Annotated in this window: 24 protein-coding genes and 1 tRNA gene; 21 read left to right on the top strand and 4 right to left on the bottom strand. The window is 62.8% G+C overall.

Annotated elements, in window-relative coordinates; all coding sequences use genetic code 11:
• Positions 1 to 21: 21 nt before the first annotated feature.
• From AC1DS6_RS10390 to AC1DS6_RS10335, 12 genes are all read left to right on the top strand, one after another.
• Positions 22 to 645, top strand: a complete 624-nt coding sequence (locus tag AC1DS6_RS10390) for a YchE family NAAT transporter (protein ID WP_035870676.1) — start codon at positions 22 to 24, stop codon at positions 643 to 645.
• Positions 642 to 1,295 (top strand): imidazole glycerol phosphate synthase subunit HisH, encoded by a 654-nt coding sequence (gene hisH / locus AC1DS6_RS10385; RefSeq protein ID WP_441628875.1) that lies wholly within the window; start codon positions 642 to 644, stop codon positions 1,293 to 1,295. Before AC1DS6_RS10390 ends, hisH begins: the two co-directional genes overlap by 4 nt.
• 89 nt (positions 1,296 to 1,384) lie before the next feature.
• Positions 1,385 to 2,131 (top strand): 1-(5-phosphoribosyl)-5-[(5-phosphoribosylamino)methylideneamino]imidazole-4-carboxamide isomerase, encoded by a 747-nt coding sequence (gene hisA / locus AC1DS6_RS10380; protein WP_035870672.1) that lies wholly within the window; start codon positions 1,385 to 1,387, stop codon positions 2,129 to 2,131.
• Positions 2,132 to 2,209: 78 nt separating this feature from the next.
• On the top strand, positions 2,210 to 2,980 hold the full coding sequence (hisF, locus tag AC1DS6_RS10375; protein WP_441628878.1) for an imidazole glycerol phosphate synthase subunit HisF: 771 nt from the start codon (positions 2,210 to 2,212) through the stop codon (positions 2,978 to 2,980).
• A gap of 15 nt (positions 2,981 to 2,995) precedes the next feature.
• The gene (gene hisI, locus AC1DS6_RS10370) at positions 2,996 to 3,403 is read left to right on the top strand and encodes a phosphoribosyl-AMP cyclohydrolase (RefSeq protein ID WP_035870669.1); all 408 of its coding nucleotides are present in this window, start codon (positions 2,996 to 2,998) and stop codon (positions 3,401 to 3,403) included.
• Positions 3,400 to 3,780, top strand: coding sequence for a phosphoribosyl-ATP diphosphatase (locus AC1DS6_RS10365; RefSeq protein WP_441628880.1), 381 nt, complete (start codon positions 3,400 to 3,402; stop codon positions 3,778 to 3,780). Before hisI ends, AC1DS6_RS10365 begins: the two co-directional genes overlap by 4 nt.
• A 94-nt stretch (positions 3,781 to 3,874) precedes the next feature.
• A complete protein-coding gene (locus AC1DS6_RS10360; RefSeq protein WP_035870665.1) occupies positions 3,875 to 4,249 on the top strand; it encodes a DUF4870 family protein in 375 nt (124 codons plus the stop codon).
• Positions 4,250 to 4,387: 138 nt separating this feature from the next.
• Positions 4,388 to 4,744: a histidine triad nucleotide-binding protein gene (locus tag AC1DS6_RS10355; RefSeq protein ID WP_441628882.1), complete on the top strand. Its 357-nt coding sequence runs from the start codon at positions 4,388 to 4,390 to the stop codon at positions 4,742 to 4,744.
• A 149-nt stretch (positions 4,745 to 4,893) separates the two neighbouring features.
• Positions 4,894 to 5,130 (top strand): Sec-independent protein translocase subunit TatA, encoded by a 237-nt coding sequence (gene tatA / locus AC1DS6_RS10350; protein ID WP_035870661.1) that lies wholly within the window; start codon positions 4,894 to 4,896, stop codon positions 5,128 to 5,130.
• Between the two features lie 175 nt (positions 5,131 to 5,305).
• Positions 5,306 to 5,815, top strand: coding sequence for a Sec-independent protein translocase protein TatB (gene tatB / locus AC1DS6_RS10345; protein WP_035870659.1), 510 nt, complete (start codon positions 5,306 to 5,308; stop codon positions 5,813 to 5,815).
• Between the two features lie 130 nt (positions 5,816 to 5,945).
• Positions 5,946 to 6,743: a twin-arginine translocase subunit TatC gene (gene tatC / locus AC1DS6_RS10340; protein ID WP_441628885.1), complete on the top strand. Its 798-nt coding sequence runs from the start codon at positions 5,946 to 5,948 to the stop codon at positions 6,741 to 6,743.
• A 247-nt stretch (positions 6,744 to 6,990) separates the two neighbouring features.
• Entirely contained in the window at positions 6,991 to 8,082 is a 1,092-nt protein-coding gene (locus AC1DS6_RS10335; RefSeq protein WP_441628887.1) for a porin, read from the top strand.
• Between the two features lie 526 nt (positions 8,083 to 8,608).
• On the opposite strand, the gene AC1DS6_RS10330 is transcribed toward AC1DS6_RS10335, so the two are convergent.
• Positions 8,609 to 9,802, bottom strand: coding sequence for a Do family serine endopeptidase (locus tag AC1DS6_RS10330; protein WP_441628889.1), 1,194 nt, complete (start codon positions 9,800 to 9,802; stop codon positions 8,609 to 8,611).
• 19 nt (positions 9,803 to 9,821) lie between these two features.
• Between AC1DS6_RS10330 and AC1DS6_RS10325 the strand changes: the two genes are divergently transcribed.
• Positions 9,822 to 10,568, top strand: coding sequence for a Nif3-like dinuclear metal center hexameric protein (locus AC1DS6_RS10325; protein WP_441628891.1), 747 nt, complete (start codon positions 9,822 to 9,824; stop codon positions 10,566 to 10,568).
• A 44-nt stretch (positions 10,569 to 10,612) separates the two neighbouring features.
• Here the strand turns inward: AC1DS6_RS10325 and mscL are convergent, their stop codons facing one another.
• A complete protein-coding gene (gene mscL / locus AC1DS6_RS10320) occupies positions 10,613 to 11,047 on the bottom strand; it encodes a large conductance mechanosensitive channel protein MscL (RefSeq protein ID WP_441628893.1) in 435 nt (144 codons plus the stop codon).
• A 211-nt stretch (positions 11,048 to 11,258) separates the two neighbouring features.
• Here mscL and petA point away from each other — a divergent pair, with 211 nt between their 5' ends.
• The 8 genes from petA (at position 11,259) to AC1DS6_RS10280 (ending at position 18,659) form a co-directional block, all read left to right on the top strand.
• Positions 11,259 to 11,876, top strand: coding sequence for a ubiquinol-cytochrome c reductase iron-sulfur subunit (petA, locus tag AC1DS6_RS10315; protein ID WP_441628895.1), 618 nt, complete (start codon positions 11,259 to 11,261; stop codon positions 11,874 to 11,876).
• Positions 11,877 to 11,878: 2 nt separating this feature from the next.
• A complete protein-coding gene (locus AC1DS6_RS10310) occupies positions 11,879 to 13,282 on the top strand; it encodes a cytochrome b (RefSeq protein ID WP_276286466.1) in 1,404 nt (467 codons plus the stop codon).
• A 37-nt stretch (positions 13,283 to 13,319) separates the two neighbouring features.
• Positions 13,320 to 14,063 (top strand): cytochrome c1, encoded by a 744-nt coding sequence (locus AC1DS6_RS10305; protein WP_035870644.1) that lies wholly within the window; start codon positions 13,320 to 13,322, stop codon positions 14,061 to 14,063.
• 260 nt (positions 14,064 to 14,323) lie between these two features.
• On the top strand, positions 14,324 to 14,935 hold the full coding sequence (locus AC1DS6_RS10300) for a glutathione S-transferase N-terminal domain-containing protein (RefSeq protein ID WP_035870642.1): 612 nt from the start codon (positions 14,324 to 14,326) through the stop codon (positions 14,933 to 14,935).
• A 58-nt stretch (positions 14,936 to 14,993) separates the two neighbouring features.
• On the top strand, positions 14,994 to 15,491 hold the full coding sequence (locus tag AC1DS6_RS10295) for a ClpXP protease specificity-enhancing factor (protein WP_035870639.1): 498 nt from the start codon (positions 14,994 to 14,996) through the stop codon (positions 15,489 to 15,491).
• A 61-nt stretch (positions 15,492 to 15,552) separates the two neighbouring features.
• A tRNA-Thr gene (locus AC1DS6_RS10290) sits at positions 15,553 to 15,628 on the top strand.
• Positions 15,629 to 16,156: 528 nt separating this feature from the next.
• Positions 16,157 to 17,053, top strand: coding sequence for an endo alpha-1,4 polygalactosaminidase (locus AC1DS6_RS10285; protein WP_477102480.1), 897 nt, complete (start codon positions 16,157 to 16,159; stop codon positions 17,051 to 17,053).
• Between the two features lie 283 nt (positions 17,054 to 17,336).
• Complete coding sequence (locus tag AC1DS6_RS10280; protein WP_441628899.1) at positions 17,337 to 18,659, top strand: PQQ-dependent sugar dehydrogenase; 1,323 nt, start codon at positions 17,337 to 17,339, stop codon at positions 18,657 to 18,659.
• A 35-nt stretch (positions 18,660 to 18,694) separates the two neighbouring features.
• Here the strand turns inward: AC1DS6_RS10280 and AC1DS6_RS10275 are convergent, their stop codons facing one another.
• Positions 18,695 to 19,243, bottom strand: a complete 549-nt coding sequence (locus tag AC1DS6_RS10275; protein ID WP_441628901.1) for an ester cyclase — start codon at positions 19,241 to 19,243, stop codon at positions 18,695 to 18,697.
• 42 nt (positions 19,244 to 19,285) lie between these two features.
• The gene (locus tag AC1DS6_RS10270; protein ID WP_441628903.1) at positions 19,286 to 20,290 is read right to left on the bottom strand and encodes a polysaccharide deacetylase family protein; all 1,005 of its coding nucleotides are present in this window, start codon (positions 20,288 to 20,290) and stop codon (positions 19,286 to 19,288) included.
• Positions 20,291 to 20,361: the final 71 nt, after the last annotated feature.

Raw genomic sequence — 20,361 nt, 5'->3', positions numbered from 1 at the left:
GCGCGACATTCGCCCAACCCGATGGATACGCTTAAGTCGTTCATTTCGCTGCTGGCGCTGATCAACCCGATCGGGGCGATTCCGTTCTTCATCAGCCTGACCACCCAGCAGACTGAAGAAGAAAAGCGGCATACCATCAAGATCGCGTCGATCTCGGTGGCGACGGTGGTAGGCATCTCCGCCTTGCTGGGCCAGCAGATCATCGAGTTCTTCAATATCTCGGTGGCCTCGCTGCAGGTGGGCGGGGGCCTCATCATGATCATGATGGCCATGAACATGCTGAACGCGCAGACTGGCCGCACCAAGGCGACGCCCGAGGAAGAGGACGAGGCGGAAGCCAAGGCCAGTATCGCGGTAGTGCCGCTGGCGCTGCCCTTGCTGACCGGACCTGGTTCGATCAGCACGGTGATCGTCTATGCCGGCAAGACCCAGCACTGGTACCAGTTGCTGATTCTGGTCGGGATCGGGATCGCGCTTGGCGCAGTGGTATATATAGTGTTCCGCGCCGCGGACCCGATCGCGCGCGTGATCGGGCGCACCGGCATCAATATCGGCACGCGCCTGATGGGGCTGATCCTGTCGGCGCTGGCCGTAGAATTCATTGTGGACGGGCTGAAGACATTGTTGCCTGTTTTGAAATCATGACTACCATAGCAATTGTGGATTACGGCATGGGCAACCTGCGCTCGGTAGCGCAGGCCTTGCGTGCCGCGGCGCCGGAAGCGGACGTGCAGGTGGTGGACCAGCCGGAGGCGATCCGCGCGGCGGACCGCGTGGTGCTGCCAGGCCAGGGTGCGATGCCCGACTGCATGAGCGCACTGGGCGCCTCGGGCCTGCAACAGGCCGTGATCGAGGCCGCCGCTAGCAAGCCGATGCTGGGAGTGTGCGTTGGCGAACAGATGCTGTTCGACTTCAGCAAGGAAAGTAGAACGGACGGTGGCCGTACGCCCTGCCTGGGCCTCTTGCCCGGCGAGGTGATCCGCTTCGAACTGGAAGGCATGACCCAGCCGGACGGTTCGCGCTACAAGGTGCCGCAGATGGGCTGGAACCGCGTGAAGCAAACGCGCCCCCATCCGCTGTGGGCTGGCATCCCCGATGAAAGCTGGTTCTATTTCGTGCACAGCTACTACGTGCATGCGGAGGATCCGGCGCATATTGCCGGCGAAACGGAATATGGCGCCTTATTTACGAGCGCGGTGGCGCGCGATAATATTTTTGCCACGCAGTTCCACCCGGAAAAGAGCGCCGCCATGGGCTTGCAGCTGTACCGGAACTTCGTGCACTGGAATCCCTGAACGTCGATAGTGGCTTTTTTGGGACAGGGCTGACCGGCTACGCTGGCTAGTTCAACTTTCTCTTTCACTCAAACACGCTCGTCACACTTATGTTGCTCATTCCGGCCATCGACCTGAAGGACGGTCAATGTGTACGCCTTAAACAAGGCGACATGGACCAGGCCACCGTCTTTTCCGAAGATCCCGCCGCCATGGCACGTCACTGGGTGGAGCAGGGCGCACGGCGCCTGCACCTGGTCGACCTCAATGGTGCGTTCGTGGGCAAGCCCCGCAATGAAGCTGCCATCAAGGCCATCATCGCCGAGGTGGGCGATGAGATCCCGATCCAGCTCGGCGGCGGCATCCGCGACCTGAACACCATCGAGCGCTGGCTCGACGGCGGCCTGTCGTACGTCATCATCGGCACAGCGGCGGTCAAGAACCCCGGGTTCCTCAAGGACGCCTGCACGGCGTTCGGCGGCCACATCATCGTCGGCCTGGATGCCCGTGAAGGCAAGGTCGCCACGGATGGCTGGAGCAAGCTGACCGGCCACGAGGTTGCCGACCTCGCGCGCAAGTACGAGGACTACGGCGTGGAAGCCATCATCTACACCGACATCGGCCGCGACGGCATGCTGCAGGGCATCAACATCGATGCCACCGTCAAACTGGCGCAGTCGGCAACGATCCCGGTGATCGCCAGCGGCGGGCTGCACAACCTCACCGATATCGAACGCCTGTGCAGCGTGCAAAAGGACGGCGTCGAGGGCGTCATCTGCGGCCGCGCAATCTATTCGGGCGATCTCAATTTCGCCGAAGCCCAGGCGCTTGCCGACAAGCTCGGCGCCGAGCAGTAAGACAACGCGCCTTGCGCGCGACAATTGCAGCCACCGGCGCCCCCGCAAGGGCAGGCGCCGTGGCGGGCAAGGAATCTCATGCTAGCCAAACGTATCATCCCCTGCCTCGACGTGACCAACGGGCGGGTGGTCAAGGGTGTCAACTTCGTCGAATTGCGTGACGCTGGCGATCCGGTCGAGATCGCCCGCCGCTATGACGAGCAGGGCGCCGATGAAATCACTTTTCTCGACATCACCGCGACCAGCGACGGGCGCGACCTGATCCTGCACATCATCGAGGCGGTCGCCTCCCAGGTCTTTATCCCGCTGACGGTGGGCGGCGGCGTGCGCGCCGTGGAAGACGTGCGGCGCCTGCTCAATGCCGGCGCGGACAAGATCAGCGTCAATTCCGCGGCCATCGCCAACCCGCAACTGGTGTCGGACGCCACGGCGCGCTACGGCTCGCAGTGCATTGTCGTCGCGATCGACGCCAAACGCAGTTCCGCGCCAGGCGAGCCGGCACGCTGGGAGGTCTTCACCCATGGCGGGCGCAAGGCCACCGGGCTGGACGCCGTGGCATGGGCGCGCGAGATGGCCGCCCGCGGCGCGGGCGAACTGCTGCTCACCAGCATGGACCGCGACGGCACCAAGAGCGGCTTCGATCTCGAACTCACCCGTGCCGTCAGCGATGCGGTATCCATCCCGGTGATCGCCTCGGGCGGCGTGGGCGGACTGCAGGACCTGGCCGACGGCATCAAGCTGGGCCACGCCGATGCGGTGCTGGCCGCCAGCATCTTCCACTACGGCCAGCACACCGTTGGCGAAGCAAAAGCATTCATGGCCCGCGAGGGCATTCCGGTGCGGATCTGAACACGGCAAACCGACATGGCAAAGAAGTGGCTCAACAAGGTTAAGTGGGACGACAACGGCCTGGTGCCGGTGATTGTCCAGGAAGTCGGCTCGAACGACGTGCTGATGTTCGCGTTCATGAACCGCGAGGCGCTGCAGCGCACCGTGGAGATCGGCGAGGCCGTGTTCTGGTCGCGCTCGCGCAAGCGCTTGTGGCACAAGGGCGAGGAATCCGGCCACGTGCAAAAGGTGCATGAAATCCGCCTCGACTGCGACGAAGACGTGGTCTTGCTCAAGGTCACGCAGAACGACGGCATCGCCTGCCATACCGGGCGCCACTCCTGCTTCTTCCAGAAGTTTGATGGCGACGCCGACAACGGTGACTGGCAGACCGTGGAGCCCGTGCTCAAGGATCCGTCCACCATTTACGCAGCCAAGCCATGAGCGACGAACAGTTGAGCAGCGCCGATATGCTTGCCCGCCTGGCCAGCGTGCTGGAATCGCGCAAGCCCGAGAACGGCGGCGATCCGGATAAGTCCTATGTGGCGCGCCTGTTTCACAAGGGCGACGACGCGATCCTGAAGAAGATCGGCGAGGAAGCCACCGAAACCGTGATGGCCGCCAAGGATGCCCGCGCGGCGGGGCTGAGCCAGGAGTCGGTCTCCAAGGTGGTGTACGAGGTGGCCGATCTCTGGTTCCATAGCATGGTGCTTCTGTCCCGCTTCGGCATGCAGCCGGCCGACGTGGTCAACGAACTGGCCCGCCGCGAAGGTCTGTCCGGCCTGGAAGAAAAAGCCCGGCGCAAGGCCGACGGCAGCTGAATCCCGCACTAGCCGGCCTGGCCGGCGAGGCGCATCTGGACAGGACGGGCAGGGTATGGGACAGCCACCAGCAGCCACCAGGAGCAAGCACGAGATGGGAGAGGTGATCACCACGGACCACGACCGGCTTGCCAGCCTGCGCAAGCTGACGCACATTCTTTATGCGTTGTACGCCATTTTCTGGCTGACCGGCGGCATTACCGCGCTGATTGCCATCGTGATTGGCTACGTCAAGCGCGACGACACCCAGGGCACGCTCTACGCCTCGCACTTTGCCTGGCAGATACGGTCCTTCTGGTGGTCGGTGGCGTGGGCGATCCTCGGCGGCATGCTGTTTGTCACAGTGTTCCTGATACCCCTGGCTTTTGCCGTGTGGGGCGTATTGTCCTTATGGATGTTGTATCGTATCGTCAAGGGCTGGCTCTACCTGAACGACAGTAAGCCGATGTACCCGGATCAGCGTTTTTGATAGCCAGCGGACCGGTGGCGGTCCGGCCAAGGCGGTCCGGACATGCCTGAAAGGCAGGCGGATGGCCGGCAAGGCTGCCCGCCTGCACTGACATCGCGGCAAAAGTGCACCTGATTTGCTGCGCGCAATGAAATTTTCATGAATCCACAGCAAAATTGCCTCTTCTGCCGGATCGTGGCCGGTCAGCTTCCGTCGCGCAAAGTTTACGAAGATGACGAAATGCTGGCTTTCCACGATATCCACCCGAAAGCCCCGGTACACTTCCTGCTCATTCCCAAGTTGCATGTCGATTCGCTGGCCGATTGCGGACCCGGTGAAAGCGCGGTGCTTGCTAAAATGATGTTGAAGGTGCCGGAGTTGGCGCGCGCGGCAGGCTGTGGCAACGGTTTCCGGACGGTTATCAATACCGGTCCGGATGGCGGGCAGGAGGTGTATCACCTCCATCTGCACGTGCTTGGCGGTCCGCGTGACCAGTGGAAGGTGCAGCTGCCGTAAAGACCTGGCAGCCAACCCATGCAGGACCGAAGGCCGCGCGGCCTCCGGTCAGATGCCGTGCCGGCAACCGTCGCCCGGCACGGCCTTCAGTGACGGAACAACGAGCCGGGGTGGCATGGCGCCGCCCCCGGCTTCATCAGGAGCAGAAAATGGGTTCGTTTAGCATTTGGCACTGGCTCATCGTGCTGGTGATCGTCATGCTGGTCTTTGGCACCAAGAAGCTGCGCAACATCGGCCAGGATCTGGGCGGTGCCGTGAAAGGCTTCAAGGATGGCATGAAGGACGCCAACGGAAATCCGGTTGACGCACCGGCCGCGCCCTCCAAGGAACTGCGCGACGCCACCACCATCGACGTCGAAGCCAAGGAAAAGTCGCGCCAGCAGTGAGCGCGCGTCAACTCTTGTCAGCACGCCTGATGCCTTTCTTCCTGGCAGCAATGCCAAGCCGGCCATGCCCGCCGCGCCGCGCCCGTCCGCGTGACGGCTTGTGCGCGAGCCCGGGCGGCCGTTGCGGCGGCCCGGCCGTTCGCCGTGGCCGCAGCTTATTCCTTCCGAACCTCGCATGATCGATCTTGGCATTTCAAAGCTTGCACTGATCGGCGCGGTGGCGCTGGTGGTGATCGGTCCCGAGCGGCTGCCGAAGGTGGCGCGCACGGTCGGCGCACTGGTCGGCCGCGCGCAGCGCTATATCAATGATGTGAAGGCGGAAGTCAGCCGCGAGGTCGAACTCGACGAATTGCGCAAGATGCGCACGGAATTCGAGGACGCCGCGCGCGATGTCGAGCGCACCATCCACAAGGAAGTGCACGAGCACACCCAGTCCCTGAACGATGCGCTGACCGGTACGGATTCCAGCGTGCACGACGGGGCCAGCCAGGGCAGCGGCTACGTGCCATCCTGGGACACGGCGCACAAGGTCCATAACGGCCGCAAGAGCTGGCGCGTCAAGCAAGGTGCGCGGCCCGTGTGGTACAAGCGCCAGCACAATGTACGCGTGTGGGCGCAATCCGGCGCCGCGCGTGTCAAGCGCCACCGTCCCGCCACAGGCCCCGCCCGCTCATTCTTCGAGTGAGCATGATGGAGCCTGTCCACACGCCGCTACCCGGCCGGCCGTCGCTGTCGTGCGTTCCGACTTGCGCGCCGTGCCGTTGTATCGCCAATGATTTCTCGATGCCAGCCAGCCCGGCTGAGCGGTCCACGCCATGAGCGACTCCCGTTCCCAAGATCCCCAAGACCCGCAAGACGAAGCGCAGCAGGAAACCTTCATCTCTCACCTGGTGGAGCTGCGCTCGCGTATCGTCAAGGCGGCGTCAGGCGTGATCCTGGTGTTCCTCGGCCTGATCTACTGGGCGCCGAACATCTTCAACCTGTTCGCCCGGCCTTTGATGGAATCGCTGCCCAAGGGCGGCAAGATGATCGTCACCGATGTCACCGGCTCGTTCTTCGTGCCCATGAAGGTCACGCTGCTGGTGGCTTTCCTGATTGCGCTGCCCTGGGTGCTCTACCAGGTCTGGCAGTTCGTTGCGCCCGGCTTGTACCAGCATGAGAAGCGATTGATCGTCCCGCTGGTGAGCAGTAGCTACATTCTGTTTATCTGCGGCGTGGCGTTTGCCTATTTCCTGGTGTTCCCCACGGTGTTCCATTTCATGGCGCACTACAACGCGCCGCTGGGGGCGGAGATGTCGACCGACATCGATAAATACCTCAGCTTCGCCATGACCATGTTCCTGGCCTTCGGCATCACCTTCGAGGTGCCGGTGGTGGTGATCGTGCTGGTGCGCTTTGGTGTGGTCGAACTGGAAAAGCTCAAGCAGATCCGCCCCTACGTGATCGTGGGCGCTTTCGTGATTGCCGCCGTGGTGACGCCGCCGGATGTGTTGTCCCAACTGTTGCTGGCGGTACCCCTGGTCGCGCTATATGAACTAGGGCTGATCATGGCCCGATTCACCGCGCGGCCGGTTGCGGCGGACGCTCCGGCCAGCGAAGCGCAGCCGGACTAACTGTAGCGACCGCTAGCTTAAGGGAAAGCTCGGAGACGCGACTTTTGCACCAAAATGGGGAAAGTCGCCCCTCGTGCTGTTGCGACATCACAACAAAATCCGTCCGTATCCATGGTTTACGACGAAAAAGCCTTCTGGCGGCCGGGGGGGCTGACCCATAATACGCAACAGACGTGAAGGTAAATGCGTCGCCCAAGCACTTGGGCAAGCCAAGATTTCCCAATCAGTTGACAAGGAAAGTGTCGATATGAAGATGAAACTGTTTGCAGCCGCTGTAGCTGCCCTGGCCGCTGGTGGTGCGTATGCCCAATCGAGCGTGACCCTGTACGGCGTGGTTGACGCTGGTATTGAATACAACAACAAGTCGTCGACGAACGCACTCGGCACCAACGGTAACAACCTGTGGGCCATGCAGTCGGGTAACCAATCCGGTTCGCGTTGGGGCCTGCGTGGCGTCGAAGATCTGGGCGGCGGTCTGAAGGGTATCTTCGTCCTGGAAAGCGGCTTCAACGTTGACACCGGTACTTCGGCTCAAGGTGGCCGTCTGTTCGGTCGTAACGCCTATGTTGGTCTGCAAAGCCAGTACGGCGCGCTGACCCTGGGCCGTCAACAGACCACCCTGTATGATTTCGCGCTGGTCTATGACCCGATGGCGATCTCGACCCGTTACTCGAGCACTTCGCAAGAATCCGCATTCGCCAGCCGTGCTGACAACGCTGCGAAGTACACCGGCACGTTCGGTGGCCTGACCGTTAGCGCCCTGTACAGCTTCACCAACAGCGGCAACGAAACCGCTGGTAACTTCACCAACGGCCGCGAATACGGTTTCCTGGCAAGCTACGCTGCTGGCCCGTTCGCAATTGGTGCTGCTTATGACCAAACGAACGGCACTGGCGCAGCAAGCGCTCAGCTGACCCGCCGCGCTACCGTTGCTGGTACCTACGCTTTCGGCCCGGCCAAGCTGTACGCTGGCTACCGTTATGCCAAGGCTTACAACGGCGCCAACCTGGTTGGTTCGCCGACCGTGGCTAACACCGCATCGAACCTGGGCTGGTTTGGCGTGGGCTATCAGCTGACGCCGGCTCTGTCGCTGTCGGGCGCTGCTTACTACCAGAACCTGCGTGAGTCGTCGGCTAACCCGTGGCAATTCGTCACGACGGCTGACTACGCACTGTCGAAGCGCACCGACGTGTACGCAACGGCTTCGTATGTCCTGAACAACGGCAGCAAGTCGCGTCTGGGCGTGAATGGCTTCAACGACCTGTCGGGCCAGACCCAGTTCGTCCAAGCTGGTGCGAACCAGTTCGGCGCTGTGGTTGGTGTTCGTCACAAGTTCTAATTTAGTGCGGGCGTAAGCTCGCTCTAGATTGGCTTGAACGCTAAACGCCGGCATCCGCAAGGATGCCGGCGTTTTGTTTTTGGCGGCTGGCACTCGGCGATAGTGCGCAATGGCAATGGGGTGCTCGCCACATGGTGCTTCCGCGTAGTGGCGCGGCATCGTTTAACCGTGTCCCGCGGCGGCGCAATCAGTCTCGCTCGTTGATCTCCAGCTCGCGGAGCGCCGGCTGGCGATGGGTAGTCAGGTCCTTGCGCTGCCAATGCATGCGCCGCCACCGCTAGTCCCGTCCCAATCCCTCAATCACGGCAACTCCGATCGCACGATTGCGGGCAGATGTCTCCGCTATGGCCCGGGTATGCTGATCGTCAGACAAGCTTCCTGGTCCGGCAGGCCATCAATCCGGTCGCCTGGCGCAGCGCCGGGTACGCTCGCGCCAAGCCGACCCGTACTTCCCCGACAACAAAAACCCCGCCACAAAGGGCGGGGTCTGGAGAAGCAGCGTGCTGTCCGGGGATTCCGTGCTGACTTACTCTTCCTCGTCCAGCGGCAGCGCGCGGCGCGGCGGTGGCGGCCGCTTGCCGATCATCACCGTCAGTTCGGTCGGCTTGCCACGACGCACCACCCTCATCTTCACCTCCGCGCCAGGTTTGAGTTGGGCGATGGCGTTGAGCAGGGCGGTGGTGTCGCTAATGCCTTGCCCATCCACCGAGACCAGCACATCGCCCGGCTTCACGCCCGCCTTGTCGGCCGGGCCGCCCTGGACCACGGCTGCGATCAGCGCGCCTTCCTTGGCGTCGAGGCCGAACGACTCGGCGATCTCGGGTGTCATGTCCTGCGGCTCTACGCCAATCCAGCCGCGCGTCACCGAACCGGTCGAGATGATCGATTCCATCACCTGCTTGGCGGTGGAAACGGGAATGGCGAAGCCAATGCCCAGCGAGCCGCCCGAGCGGGAATAGATGGCCGTGTTGACACCCAGCAGGTTGCCCTGGGCATCGACCAGTGCGCCGCCCGAATTGCCAGGGTTGATCGCCGCGTCGGTCTGGATGAAGTTCTCGAAGGTGTTGATGCCCAGGTGGCTGCGGCCCAGCGCCGACACGATGCCCATGGTGACGGTCTGGCCGACGCCAAAGGGATTGCCGATGGCCAGCACCACATCGCCTACCTTGACGTTTTCAATGCGCCCCAGCGTGATCGCCGGCAGGTCCTTGAGCGTGATCTTCAGCACGGCCAGGTCGGTTTCCGGGTCCGAGCCGACCACCTTGGCGTTGGCCTTGCGGCCGTCGGTCAGCGCCACCTCGATCTCATCGGCGCCGTCCACCACGTGGTGGTTGGTTAGAATATAACCTTCCGCGCTGACGATGACGCCCGAGCCCAGGCTGGACACCGGCTCCTGGCGTTCCGGCAGGCGGTCGCCAAAAAAGAAACGGAACCAGGGGTCTTCTGCCTGCGGATTAGGCGTGTGCTTGCTGCCGTTCTTGCTGGTAAAGATATTCACCACTGCCGGCATCGCCTGCTGGGCCGCCTCGCTGTACGAGCCCGGCGCCGAAGAGCCGGCCACGCTGGGGACGACCTCCTTCAGCGCGACAATGGGCGAACCGGATTGCACTGCGACCCGGCCGCGCTGCAGCCATTCGGGTTTGAGTGTGGCCACGACGAACCACACTGCCAGCACGACGGTGACAGCCTGGGCAAAGAACAGCCAAAAGCGGCGCAACATATTGGAGTTTGGGCAGAAAATGAAAATAAAAGATCTTGAATTGTACTTGAACGACCTGCTTCAAGTCCCCCGATACAAGGACTATTGCCCGAACGGATGGCAAGTGCAAGGCCGGGCGGAAATCGAGCATATCGTGACAGGCGTGACCGCAAGCCTGGCCCTGGTCGAAGCCGCCATCGAGGCTGGCGCCGATGCCATCCTGGTCCACCACGGTTATTTCTGGAAAAACGAAGACGCCCGTGTCATCGGACAAAAACACGCACGCCTGAAACGCCTGCTGGGCGCCGATGTGAACCTGCTCGCCTATCACCTGCCGCTGGATAACCACCCCGAATTCGGCAATAACGCCCAGCTCGGCCTGCAACTCGGGTTTACGCCCACCGGCCGCTTCGGCGACGACCAGCTCGGGTGGACCGGGACCTTGCCACAACCCATGCCGCTCGCCGCGCTGGCCGCGCACGTAGGCGGCGTGCTCGCGCGCGAGCCGCTGGCCATTGGCGATCCCGAGCAACTGATTCGCACGGTGGGATGGTGCACGGGCGGTGCGCAGGGCTATTTCGACGCGGCCGTGGCGGCGGGCGTGGACGCTTACCTGAGCGGCGAGATTTCGGAGCAGACCACGCACCTCGCACGCGAGAGCGGGGTTGCCTATCTGGCGGCCGGGCACCACGCTACGGAGCGTTATGGTATCCAGTCCCTGGGCGAGCACCTGGTGCAGCAATTCGGGCTGCGCCACACCTTCATCGATATTCCCAACCCGGTCTGAAACGCGGCCCCGGCCATGGGCCGGGCGGGCCGCGGCGCGTTGGCTTAAGTCTGGCGCGCCTTCAGGCTGTCGCGGATCTCGCGCAGCAGCACCACGTCTTCCGGCGTGGCGGCGGGCGCTTCGGGCTTGGGCTCTTCAGCACGCACCTTATTGATCGCCCGCACCATCATGAAGATGATAAAGGCCAGAATCACGAAATTGACCAGGATGGTCAGGAAGTTGCCATAGGCAAAAACCGGCACGCCCGCTTTTTTCAGCGCGTCGAGCGTATGCGGGATGCCCGCTGGCGGCTCGGATAGCGCTACGAAAAGATTGGAGAAATCCAGTTTTCCGATAATCCGGCCAACGACCGGCATGATCAGGTCATTCACAACCGACTCGACAATTTTGCCGAAAGACGCGCCGATAATCACACCGACGGCCAGGTCGATCACGTTGCCACGCATTGCGAAGGTCTTGAATTCCGACATCATCCCCATGCTTTTCTCCCAGTGTTGCTTTCGTTGAACGGTCGTCAGGATAAAAGCCTGCCGTATCACCGCCCGTAACGCAAGCGTACAAGCCACATCGCCGATGTTTGGCCGATTATCGTACGCGGGTGAGCCACTGTCCGCCTTTCAATGCCACATGTGCCTAAGGTACAATTTACGGTTGACACAAAATCTAATTTGACATCCCCTGGGGTTTGGAATGAGTGACCAGCAAAACGTGAAGAACGTGGATAAGGGTCGCCGCAATTGGTTGATTGCGACGTCTGTCGCTGGCGGCATCGGAGGCGTGGCGGTAGCTGTTCCGTTCGTCAGTACGTTTGCGCCGTCAGAGAAGGCAAAGGCCGCCGGAGCACCGGTAGAAGCCGACATCAGCGCGCTCAAGCCGGGCGAGATGATGACCGTTGAATGGCGCGGCAAACCGGTCTGGATCCTGAAGCGCACCGAGGAAATGCTCTCGTCGCTGAAGAAGACAGATTCCGAGGTGGCCGACCCCAACTCGGATGTCCCCTTCACCATGCCGACGCCGGAATACTGCAAGAACGAAACCCGTTCGCGCGCAGACCACAAGGACCTGCTGGTCGTGGTAGGCATCTGCTCCCACCTTGGTTGCTCCCCCTCAGGTCCCTTCGGCGCCGGTTCCAACCCGCAACTCGGCTCCGACCCCGGATTCCTCTGCCCCTGCCACGGTTCGACCTTCGACCTGGCTGGCCGCGTGTTCAAGAACAAGCCGGCCCCGCAAAACCTCGACGTACCCCCATACCAGTTCCTGTCCGACACCAAGATCGTGATCGGCAAGGATGAAAAAGGAGACGCTTGACCATGGCGGCCGAAAAACAAGTAAAGACGACCGGCTTGCTTGGCTGGATCGACGCGCGCTTCCCCGCAACCCAACTCTGGGAAGATCACCTTTCCAAGTACTACGCACCGAAGAACTTCAACTTCTGGTACTTCTTCGGCTCGCTGGCCCTGCTGGTGCTGGTGATCCAGATCGTGACCGGCATCTTCCTGGTGATGAACTACAAGCCGGACGGCACGCTCAACGCCGCCGGCATTCCCGTGGCTTACGCCAGCGTGGAATACATCATGCGCGAAGTGCCCTGGGGCTGGCTGGTGCGCTACATGCACTCCACCGGCGCCTCGGCCTTCTTCGTGGTGGTGTACCTGCATATGTTCCGTGGCCTGCTGTACGGTTCCTACCGCAAGCCGCGTGAGCTGGTCTGGGTCTTCGGCTGCCTGATCTTCCTGTGCCTGATGGCAGAGGCCTTCATGGGCTACCTGCTGCCCTGGGGCCAGATGTCGTACTGGGGCGCCCAGGTGATCGTGAACCTGTTCTCCGCCATCCCCGTGATCGGCCAGGACCTGTCCCTGTTCATCCGCGGCGACTACGTCGTGAGCGACGCCACGCTGAACCGCTTCTTCTCCTTCCACGTCATCGCCGTGCCGCTGGTGCTGCTGGGCCTGGTGGTCGCGCACATCATCGCGCTGCACGAAGTGGGCTCGAACAACCCGGACGGCGTCGAGATCAAGGCCAAGAAGGACGAGAACGGAATCCCGCTGGACGGCATCCCCTTCCACCCGTACTACTCGGTGCATGACCTGATGGGTGTGGGCGGCTTCCTGATGATCTTCTCCGCGGTGATCTTCTTCTTCCCGGAGGTGGGCGGCTACTTCCTGGAGTCGAACAACTTCTTCCCGGCCGATCCGCTCAAGACCCCGCCGCACATCGCGCCGGTCTGGTACTTCACGCCGTTCTACTCGATGCTGCGTGCCACCACCTCGAACTTCCTGCCCATCCTGTGGGTGTTCTTCGCGGTGCTGCTCGGCATGGTGTTCCTGCGCAGCAAGGATGCCCGCATCAAGGTTGGCGCGCTCGCCATCGCCGTGATCCTGGCTGTGGGCTTCTACTTCATCGACGCCAAGTTCTGGGGCGTGCTGGTGATGGGCGGCTCGGTGGTGATCCTGTTCTTCCTGCCGTGGCTCGACCACTCGCCGGTGAAGTCGATCCGCTATCGCCCGTCCTTCCACAAGAGCATCCTCGTCGTTTTCGTGGTGGTGTTCATCGTGCTCGGCTACCTGGGCGTACAGCCCCCGTCGCCGGTGGGTGAAAAGGTGTCGCAGCTGGGTACCCTGCTGTACTTCGCCTTCTTCCTGACCATGCCGCTGTGGAGCCGTGTCGGCCAGTTCAAGCAAGTGCCGGAACGCGTGACGTTCCACCCGCACTGAGCCCGGACGAAACCCGACAAGAGCACAAGGACACAAGATGAAAAAGCTGCTTTCGATTCTCGCGCTGGCCGGCGCCTGCTTTGCCGCCGCGCCCGCCATGGCCAGCGAAGGGGGCTACCCCCTCGAGCCGGCGCCCGTGCAGACCAGCGATCTCTCCTCGCTGCAGCGCGGCGCCAAGCTGTTCGTCAACTACTGCCTGAACTGTCATGGCGCGTCGATGATGCGGTACAACCGCCTCAAGGACATCGGCCTGACCGACGACCAGATTCGCCAGAACCTGCTGTTCTCTGGCGACAAGGTCGGCGACATGATGACCATCGCCATGCAGCCGAAGGAAGCCAAGGCCTTCTTCGGCGCCCAGCCGCCGGACCTGTCGGTGATCGCCCGCGCCCGCGGCGACGACTGGCTGTACACCTACCTGCGTACCTTCTACCGTGACGACAACCGCGCCACGGGCTGGAACAACCTGGTGTTCCCGAGCGTCGGCATGCCGCACGTGCTGTGGGAACTGCAAGGCCAGCGCACCGCCAAGTTCGTCGAAGCCGAAGAGCATGGCGAGAAGGTCCACAAATTCGCCGGTTTCGAGCAGGTCACGCCGGGCAAGATGAGCACGCTCGAGTACGACCAGGCCGTGACCGACCTGGTCGGGTTCCTGGACTGGATGGCCGAGCCGGCCCAGAACCAGCGCAAGCGCCTGGGCGTCTGGGTGCTGATGTTCCTGGGTGTGTTCACCGTCTTCGCCTGGCGCCTGAACGCCTCGTACTGGAAGGACATCAAGTAATTCGCGGTAAAGCCCGGAAAGCCTGACGGTTCGATGGGAATGGGGCTGGAGCGGACGTTGCGCCAAGAGCAACACCGCCCCGGCCCTTTTTGCTTTGGATGCCGAGACGGGGTTGATGGGCGCAATGTGCCTCAAAGTGCGCTTAAACCTGTCGGGCTCATGTTTATATGTGCCCCATGCATCTCTAATTTGCTTTCTACATATCGGTTCTGCCAGAATACCGATCCAGTCAATCGACCCCGCATCAAAGGAATCCAACCATGATGGTGTTGTATTCGGGCACCACCTGCCCGTTCTCCCAGCGTTGCCGCCTCGTCCTGTTCGAAAAGGGCATGGATTTCGAGATCCGTGACGTCGACCTGTTCAACAAGCCGGAAGACATTTCGGTGATGAACCCCTACGGCCAGGTGCCCATCCTGGTCGAGCGCGACCTGATTCTGTACGAATCGAACATCATCAACGAGTACATCGACGAGCGTTTCCCGCACCCGCAGCTGATGCCGGCTGATCCGGTGCAGCGTGCCCGTGCGCGCCTGTTCCTGTTCAACTTCGAAAAGGAACTGTTCACGCACGTCTACGCGCTCGAAAACGAAAAGGGCAAGGCCGCCGAGAAGAACCACGAGCGCGCCCGGGCCGCCATCCGCGACCGCCTGACCCAGCTCGCGCCGATCTTCGTCAAGAACAAGTACATGCTCGGCGAAGAGTTCTCGATGCTCGACGTCGCCATCGCTCCGCTGCTGTGGCGCCTGGACCATTACGGCATCGAACTGTCGAAGAACGCCGCACCGCTGCTCAAGTACGCCGAGCGCATTTTCAGCCGCCCGGCCTACATCGAAGCGCTCACCCCGTCCGAAAAGGTGATGCGCCGCTAAACCGGCCCGGCCCGAAGCCAACCGCTTCGGGCCACCGGACTGCGCCACTGGAAGCACAATGCCTGAAACCTCCACCAAGCCCTACCTGATCCGTGCCATTTACGAGTGGTGCACGGACAACGGCTTCACGCCGTATATCGCCGTCTTCGTCGACGCCAACACCAGCGTGCCGCGCGAGTTCGTCAAGAACAACGAAATCGTGCTCAACGTCAGCTTCGACGCCACCAGCGGCCTGGACATGGGCAACGAGTGGATCGGCTTCAGCGCCCGCTTTGGCGGCATCTCGCGCAAGATCGACGTGCCCGTCGAAAACGTCCTCGCCATCTACGCCCGCGAGAACGGGCAGGGCATGGCCTTCCCCGTGGAACGTAGCGTCCCCGAAACCCAGGCCGGCACGGAACGCGAGAACAACCCGCCGCCCAAGCTGTCGTCGGTCGAAAGCGAGGCTCCGGTCACAGTAGACGCCGGCGACGACCACGATGGTGACGACGAACCCACGCCGCCGCCCGTATCCCGCATCGGTGCCAAGAAGCCCTCGTTGAAGGTGGTGAAGTAAGCGCAGGAACCCATCGTCAATTTGCGCCGCATGCAGTAGAATCGCGGTCTGCACCAAACATGCCGGCTTAGCTCATCAGGTAGAGCAGTTGATTTGTAATCATCAGGTGGCGGGTTCGAGTCCTGCAGCCGGCACCAGAATTCCAAAACGGGCTACGCGATTTGCGTAGCCCGTTTTGTTTTTGAGCGGGTTGAAGATTCGGTTCTCCCGTACGGCGGGCGCAGTCGTCACGCCTGGCACCGCTAACAACTGCGCGACTTGCCGCGAACGCTTCTATCCGAGACCACAGATATAGTCATCGACCGTCTGGATCGAGGAAAGATCAACGGCCAGCCTGCCCTGGCTGATCATGCCCGGCGAATCTTCGATCGATTCAGCCCTCCGCATGTCGAGATATGCCGTTGCCGGATCCAGCGGGGATCGTAGTCGAGCAGCGAATGTGTGATGAATCGGACCGATTCGAAAGCAACCTGCCCTGAGCTCCGGGCGCCGGATCGCGATACAACGATTGCATATCCCCGTCTTGCGCCCGTCATTCAACCCGCCTACCGTAGCGTTCGGGAAACCATTCAAGATCCCCCCCTGCCAGACAACCTGGCAGGGTGCCTCCGCACCTCCCCATTCCATCAGCCAACCAAAGCAACCCAAAAAGGAAAGCCTCCGTGATCCGGAAACTTGCACGTATGGCATGGCTGGTCTCGATTACCTGTCTGGCGGCTTGCGGAGGCGATGGCGCATCGGCGGAGCCGGACGCCTCCGCCATTTCCGTGTCAGCGGTGAACGCTCCTGCCTCTGCCTCCAACGCTACCCTGTCTCCCTCAGCGCAAACTCTGGCCCCTTCGCGCTGGATGCCGGCCGCCGCGGACACCTGGCAGTTGCAATTGACCAGCACGGTCAACACGAACTACCCCGCGCAGGTCTTCGATATCGATCTGGTGGATACGCCGCAAGCAACCATCAATGCGCTGAAGGCGCAGGGCAAGCGCGTAGTCTGCTATTTCTCCGCCGGCAGCTCAGAAAACTGGCGCCCGGATTTCAAGCAGTTTGCGGCGGCCGATATGGGCAAGGCCCTGTCGGGTTGGGCGGGAGAGCGCTGGCTGGATACGCGCTCGCCCAACGTCCGCAAGATCATGCAGGCGCGCATGGATCTGGCGAAGTCGAAGGGTTGCGATGGCGTGGACCCGGACAACGTCGACGGCTATGCCAACAAGCCGGGTCTCCCGCTGACAGCGGTCACGCAGCTGGACTACAACCGTTTTCTCGCAGCCGAGGCGCATGCGCGCGGGCTGGCCGTGGGCCTGAAGAACGACGTGGACCAGATCGCTCAACTGGCGGCGGATTTCGATTTCGCGGTGAACGAGCAGTGCTTCCAGTACAAGGAGTGCGCTACCTACACGCCGTTCACGGCCCAGGGCAAGGCAGTGTTCAACGTGGAGTACGCCTCGAAGTACAAGGATGCGGCGACGCGCGCAACGCTGTGTGCTTCGGCAAAGGCGGCGCATCTTCGCACGCTGGTGCTGCCGCTGAACCTGGATGACGCGTTCCGCTACGCTTGCGATTGAGCGAACCATAGCCGGCAACTGCAAGCTTCCAGCACCAGCTTTTCCGACGCGGCGTTCCCCGCGCCAGGTGCGGGACAGGCGATGGCATCGCACGCACCGTCTTTGTCTTACGCGCGGCTTCCGGCATGCCGACAGAAGTTGTGCCGCGTGCGTCCTATAGTGAAGGCGAGGGCGTCCTCCGGCTACCGGCGCCAGGCTGGGCCGGCCGCTTGCGTTCATCGCGCTTTCGCATTCCGGCGGCGCATCCGCCCGGGGCGAGGCGAGTCTTGCCGGAGAGCCGAACATGGTCGTGCCGCGTCTATCCCTCCTGTCGCTGAGCGTGCTGATGGTGGCCGGCCTGGCGGCGTGCGGCGAAACCGCAACCCTGCCAGTGTCAGCGGGCACCGGCTTCACGCCGCAGTTGCCGGCGCCGAACAAGACCATGCTGCCAACCGTGCACATCGCCCCTGCGAAGGGCTGGGCCGATGGCGCCAAGCCGGTGGCGGCGGACGGCCTGTCCGCCGTGGCGTTTGCCGACAAACTGGATCATCCCCGCTGGCTCTACGTGTTGCCCAATGGCGATGTGCTGGTTGCCGAGACCAACGCACCGCCAAAACCCGACGATGGTAAGGGCATCAGGGGCTGGGTAATGAAACAGGTGATGAAGCGCGCCGGCGCGGGGGTGCCGAGTGCCGATCGCATTACGCTGTTGCGCGACACCGATGGCGATGGCGTGGCCGATGCGCGCTCGGTTTTCCTCAAGGACCTGCATTCGCCTTTCGGCATGGTGCTGGTCGGCAATGATTTCTACGTGGCCGACACCGATGCCGTGCTGCGCTTCCCCTACCAACCCGGACAGACCCAGGTTACCGCACCCGGCGTGAAAGTGGTGGACCTGCCGGCTGGCCCGATCAACCATCACTGGACCAAGAACATCATCGCCAGCCAGGACGGCGGCAAGCTGTATGTCACCGTCGGCTCGAACAGCAACGTCGGCGAGAACGGCATCGACAAGGAGGAGGGCCGCGCGGCCATCTGGGAAGTCGATCCAAAGACCGGAGCGCATCGCATCTTCGCCAGCGGCTTGCGCAATCCCAACGGCATGGCGTGGGAGCCCGCCAGCGGAGCGCTGTGGACCTCGGTCAACGAGCGCGACGAAATCGGCAGCGATCTGGTGCCTGACTACATTACCTCGGTGAGCGACGGGGCCTTTTACGGCTGGCCCTTTAGCTACTACGGCCAGCATGTGGACGAACGCGTGAAGCCGCAGCGGCCCGAAATGGTGGCCAAGGCCATCCCGCCCGATTACGCGGTCGGCCCGCACACCGCCTCGCTTGGCCTCGCCTCGTCGCAAGGCAACTCGCTCACGGCTGCGTTCAAGGACGGTATGTTTGTCAGCCAGCATGGCTCGTGGAACCGCAAGCCGCACAGCGGCTACAAGGTGATCTTCGTGCCGTTTGCCAACGGCAGACCGGCAGGTCCGCCTGTGGATGTGCTGACGGGATTTCTTGACAAGGACGGCGACGCCCAAGGGCGGCCGGTAGGCGTGGCCATCGACAAGCGCGGGGCGCTGCTGGTTGCCGACGATGTCGGCAATGTGGTTTGGCGGGTGGCCGTGGCGAAGTAGTACCGCCACGCACCGCGCATGTTGTGGCCCAACGCCTACTTGCTCACCCCCATCTGCCTGAGCAGGCCCAGGTTGTCCTCCAGATGCCAGTTCTCCACGATCTTGCCGTTCGCCACGCGGTACAGGTCGAAGGCCTGGAAGTCGATCTGCTGGCCCTGGCCCTTGCTGTCGCCGAACGCCCCGGTAAAGTGGCCGCGAAAGCGCAGATGCACCGCGACCCGGTCGCCGGCGATGACCACGTCTTCCATTTCCGCGCTGAGATCCGGTACCGCGGCGCGGAATCCCCTGGAGGCCTGCAACGGGCCGCGCAGGCCTTGCTCGCGGCCGGGCGGCAGCGTGCGGTCGCTGAAGTCCGGGGCGAGTGCGAGCGTGGCGTAGCGTTCGTCGCCGGTGTGCCAGAAGGTGGCGTAGCGGCGGGCGGCGAGAAGCGCGGCTGCCGCGGACGGCTGGCCGGCGCCCTGGGCCAGGTGCTGCGGGTGGACCAGCTCGTCGCCGGCAGCGGCGGCGCTTTGCGATAGCGGTAACAGGGCGACGCCTAGGGCGGCTACGAATGCGCGTACTGGCGCGAGGTTTGTGGTTTTCATGTCGGCTTGTACTCGTCTGTATGTTCGTGGTTTTGCCCTGGCTTATGCCGCCGGCACGTCGCTCGCGCCGAGCGCGAAGCGGGCGATGTCGTCCTTGCGCATGAAGGTCACGCCGGCATGGCCCTGGGCGTAGCGGATAAACGCTTCGAGCGCCCGCACGCGTGCCGGGGAACCGGAGATGCGGTCGTGCGTGCTGATGGACATCATGCGGCGGCGGTGGGCGCCTTCGGCGTAGAGCACATCGAACTCCGCCTTCAGTTCGCCGAGCATGTCTTCGGCCGTGGTCGATGGCGAGTCGAAGCGCACGATGTCGTTGTTGCGCACGGTGTAGGGCACCACGGCGAACGGCTTGCCGCCTACCTGCAGCACGGATGGCTCGTCGCGGCTGAGGTCGTCGATGTGATAGAGGAAGCCGAGCGACTGCAGGATCGGCAGCGTATTGGGCGAGCCGCGCATCCAGAAGGCGTTGAAGCCGAGGGGCCGCGTGCCGGTGGCGCGCTGGATGGTGTCGATGCTCTGCACGTAGCTGGCGCGTTCCGCTTCGGCACTCATGCTGTATTGCGGCTCCCAGGTCTGGCCATGGCCCGAGGCTTCGTGCCCGCGCGCGACGATTTCGCGCGCCAGTTCGGGATGGCGCTCGACTGCCTGACCCACCATATGCGAGGTCACCTTGATACCGGCGCGGTCCCACAGGTCCAGCAGACGCGGGATGCCTTCGCGCACGCCGTAGGTGTACCAAGACTGCAGCGGGTAGTCCGGGTACTTGGGGTCGAGCGGAGGGAAGGGGCCGCTGGCGCCGCGCTCGGGCTGGGCGCCGGCCTCGAACTGCATTGAGATGGAGATGACGAGTTGCGCGCCATCCGGCCAGAATCGGGTGCGGCCGGCGCGAGCTTGCTGGCGCGCCTGGCCGGGGTGCGCGGTGGCGCCGCCGGCTGCAGCTGCGGCCAGCGGCAGCGCAGCGGTGAGTACGGCTGCGCTGCCCAGGAAGTGGCGGCGCGGAATCCGCGGCGCGCGCGTCGTCGGTCTGGTGGGCTGGTTCGTGCTCATGTTCGGTTTCCTTGCCTTGCGGCGGTTGCATGAGTACGGACTTTATGATTCAAGCTGAAATTGATAAATAT

This window comes from Cupriavidus sp. 05L310 (assembly GCF_056398185.1).
This window is presented reverse-complemented; position numbering and strand designations above follow the sequence as displayed.

Excerpts from the sequence above, each read along its gene's own strand:
- AC1DS6_RS10390 (WP_035870676.1), top strand. The coding sequence starts at position 22 with ATGGATACGCTTAAGTCGTTCATTTCGCTGCTGGCGCTGATCAACCCG.
- hisH (WP_441628875.1), top strand. The coding sequence starts at position 642 with ATGACTACCATAGCAATTGTGGATTACGGCATGGGCAACCTGCGCTCG.
- hisA (WP_035870672.1), top strand. The coding sequence starts at position 1,385 with ATGTTGCTCATTCCGGCCATCGACCTGAAGGACGGTCAATGTGTACGC.
- hisF (WP_441628878.1), top strand. The coding sequence starts at position 2,210 with ATGCTAGCCAAACGTATCATCCCCTGCCTCGACGTGACCAACGGGCGG.
- hisI (WP_035870669.1), top strand. The coding sequence starts at position 2,996 with ATGGCAAAGAAGTGGCTCAACAAGGTTAAGTGGGACGACAACGGCCTG.
- AC1DS6_RS10365 (WP_441628880.1), top strand. The coding sequence starts at position 3,400 with ATGAGCGACGAACAGTTGAGCAGCGCCGATATGCTTGCCCGCCTGGCC.
- AC1DS6_RS10360 (WP_035870665.1), top strand. The coding sequence starts at position 3,875 with ATGGGAGAGGTGATCACCACGGACCACGACCGGCTTGCCAGCCTGCGC.
- AC1DS6_RS10355 (WP_441628882.1), top strand. The coding sequence starts at position 4,388 with ATGAATCCACAGCAAAATTGCCTCTTCTGCCGGATCGTGGCCGGTCAG.
- tatA (WP_035870661.1), top strand. The coding sequence starts at position 4,894 with ATGGGTTCGTTTAGCATTTGGCACTGGCTCATCGTGCTGGTGATCGTC.
- tatB (WP_035870659.1), top strand. The coding sequence starts at position 5,306 with ATGATCGATCTTGGCATTTCAAAGCTTGCACTGATCGGCGCGGTGGCG.
- tatC (WP_441628885.1), top strand. The coding sequence starts at position 5,946 with ATGAGCGACTCCCGTTCCCAAGATCCCCAAGACCCGCAAGACGAAGCG.
- AC1DS6_RS10335 (WP_441628887.1), top strand. The coding sequence starts at position 6,991 with ATGAAGATGAAACTGTTTGCAGCCGCTGTAGCTGCCCTGGCCGCTGGT.
- AC1DS6_RS10330 (WP_441628889.1), bottom strand. The coding sequence starts at position 9,802 with ATGTTGCGCCGCTTTTGGCTGTTCTTTGCCCAGGCTGTCACCGTCGTG.
- AC1DS6_RS10325 (WP_441628891.1), top strand. The coding sequence starts at position 9,822 with ATGAAAATAAAAGATCTTGAATTGTACTTGAACGACCTGCTTCAAGTC.
- mscL (WP_441628893.1), bottom strand. The coding sequence starts at position 11,047 with ATGGGGATGATGTCGGAATTCAAGACCTTCGCAATGCGTGGCAACGTG.
- petA (WP_441628895.1), top strand. The coding sequence starts at position 11,259 with ATGAGTGACCAGCAAAACGTGAAGAACGTGGATAAGGGTCGCCGCAAT.
- AC1DS6_RS10310 (WP_276286466.1), top strand. The coding sequence starts at position 11,879 with ATGGCGGCCGAAAAACAAGTAAAGACGACCGGCTTGCTTGGCTGGATC.
- AC1DS6_RS10305 (WP_035870644.1), top strand. The coding sequence starts at position 13,320 with ATGAAAAAGCTGCTTTCGATTCTCGCGCTGGCCGGCGCCTGCTTTGCC.
- AC1DS6_RS10300 (WP_035870642.1), top strand. The coding sequence starts at position 14,324 with ATGATGGTGTTGTATTCGGGCACCACCTGCCCGTTCTCCCAGCGTTGC.
- AC1DS6_RS10295 (WP_035870639.1), top strand. The coding sequence starts at position 14,994 with ATGCCTGAAACCTCCACCAAGCCCTACCTGATCCGTGCCATTTACGAG.
- AC1DS6_RS10280 (WP_441628899.1), top strand. The coding sequence starts at position 17,337 with ATGGTCGTGCCGCGTCTATCCCTCCTGTCGCTGAGCGTGCTGATGGTG.
- AC1DS6_RS10275 (WP_441628901.1), bottom strand. The coding sequence starts at position 19,243 with ATGAAAACCACAAACCTCGCGCCAGTACGCGCATTCGTAGCCGCCCTA.
- AC1DS6_RS10270 (WP_441628903.1), bottom strand. The coding sequence starts at position 20,290 with ATGAGCACGAACCAGCCCACCAGACCGACGACGCGCGCGCCGCGGATT.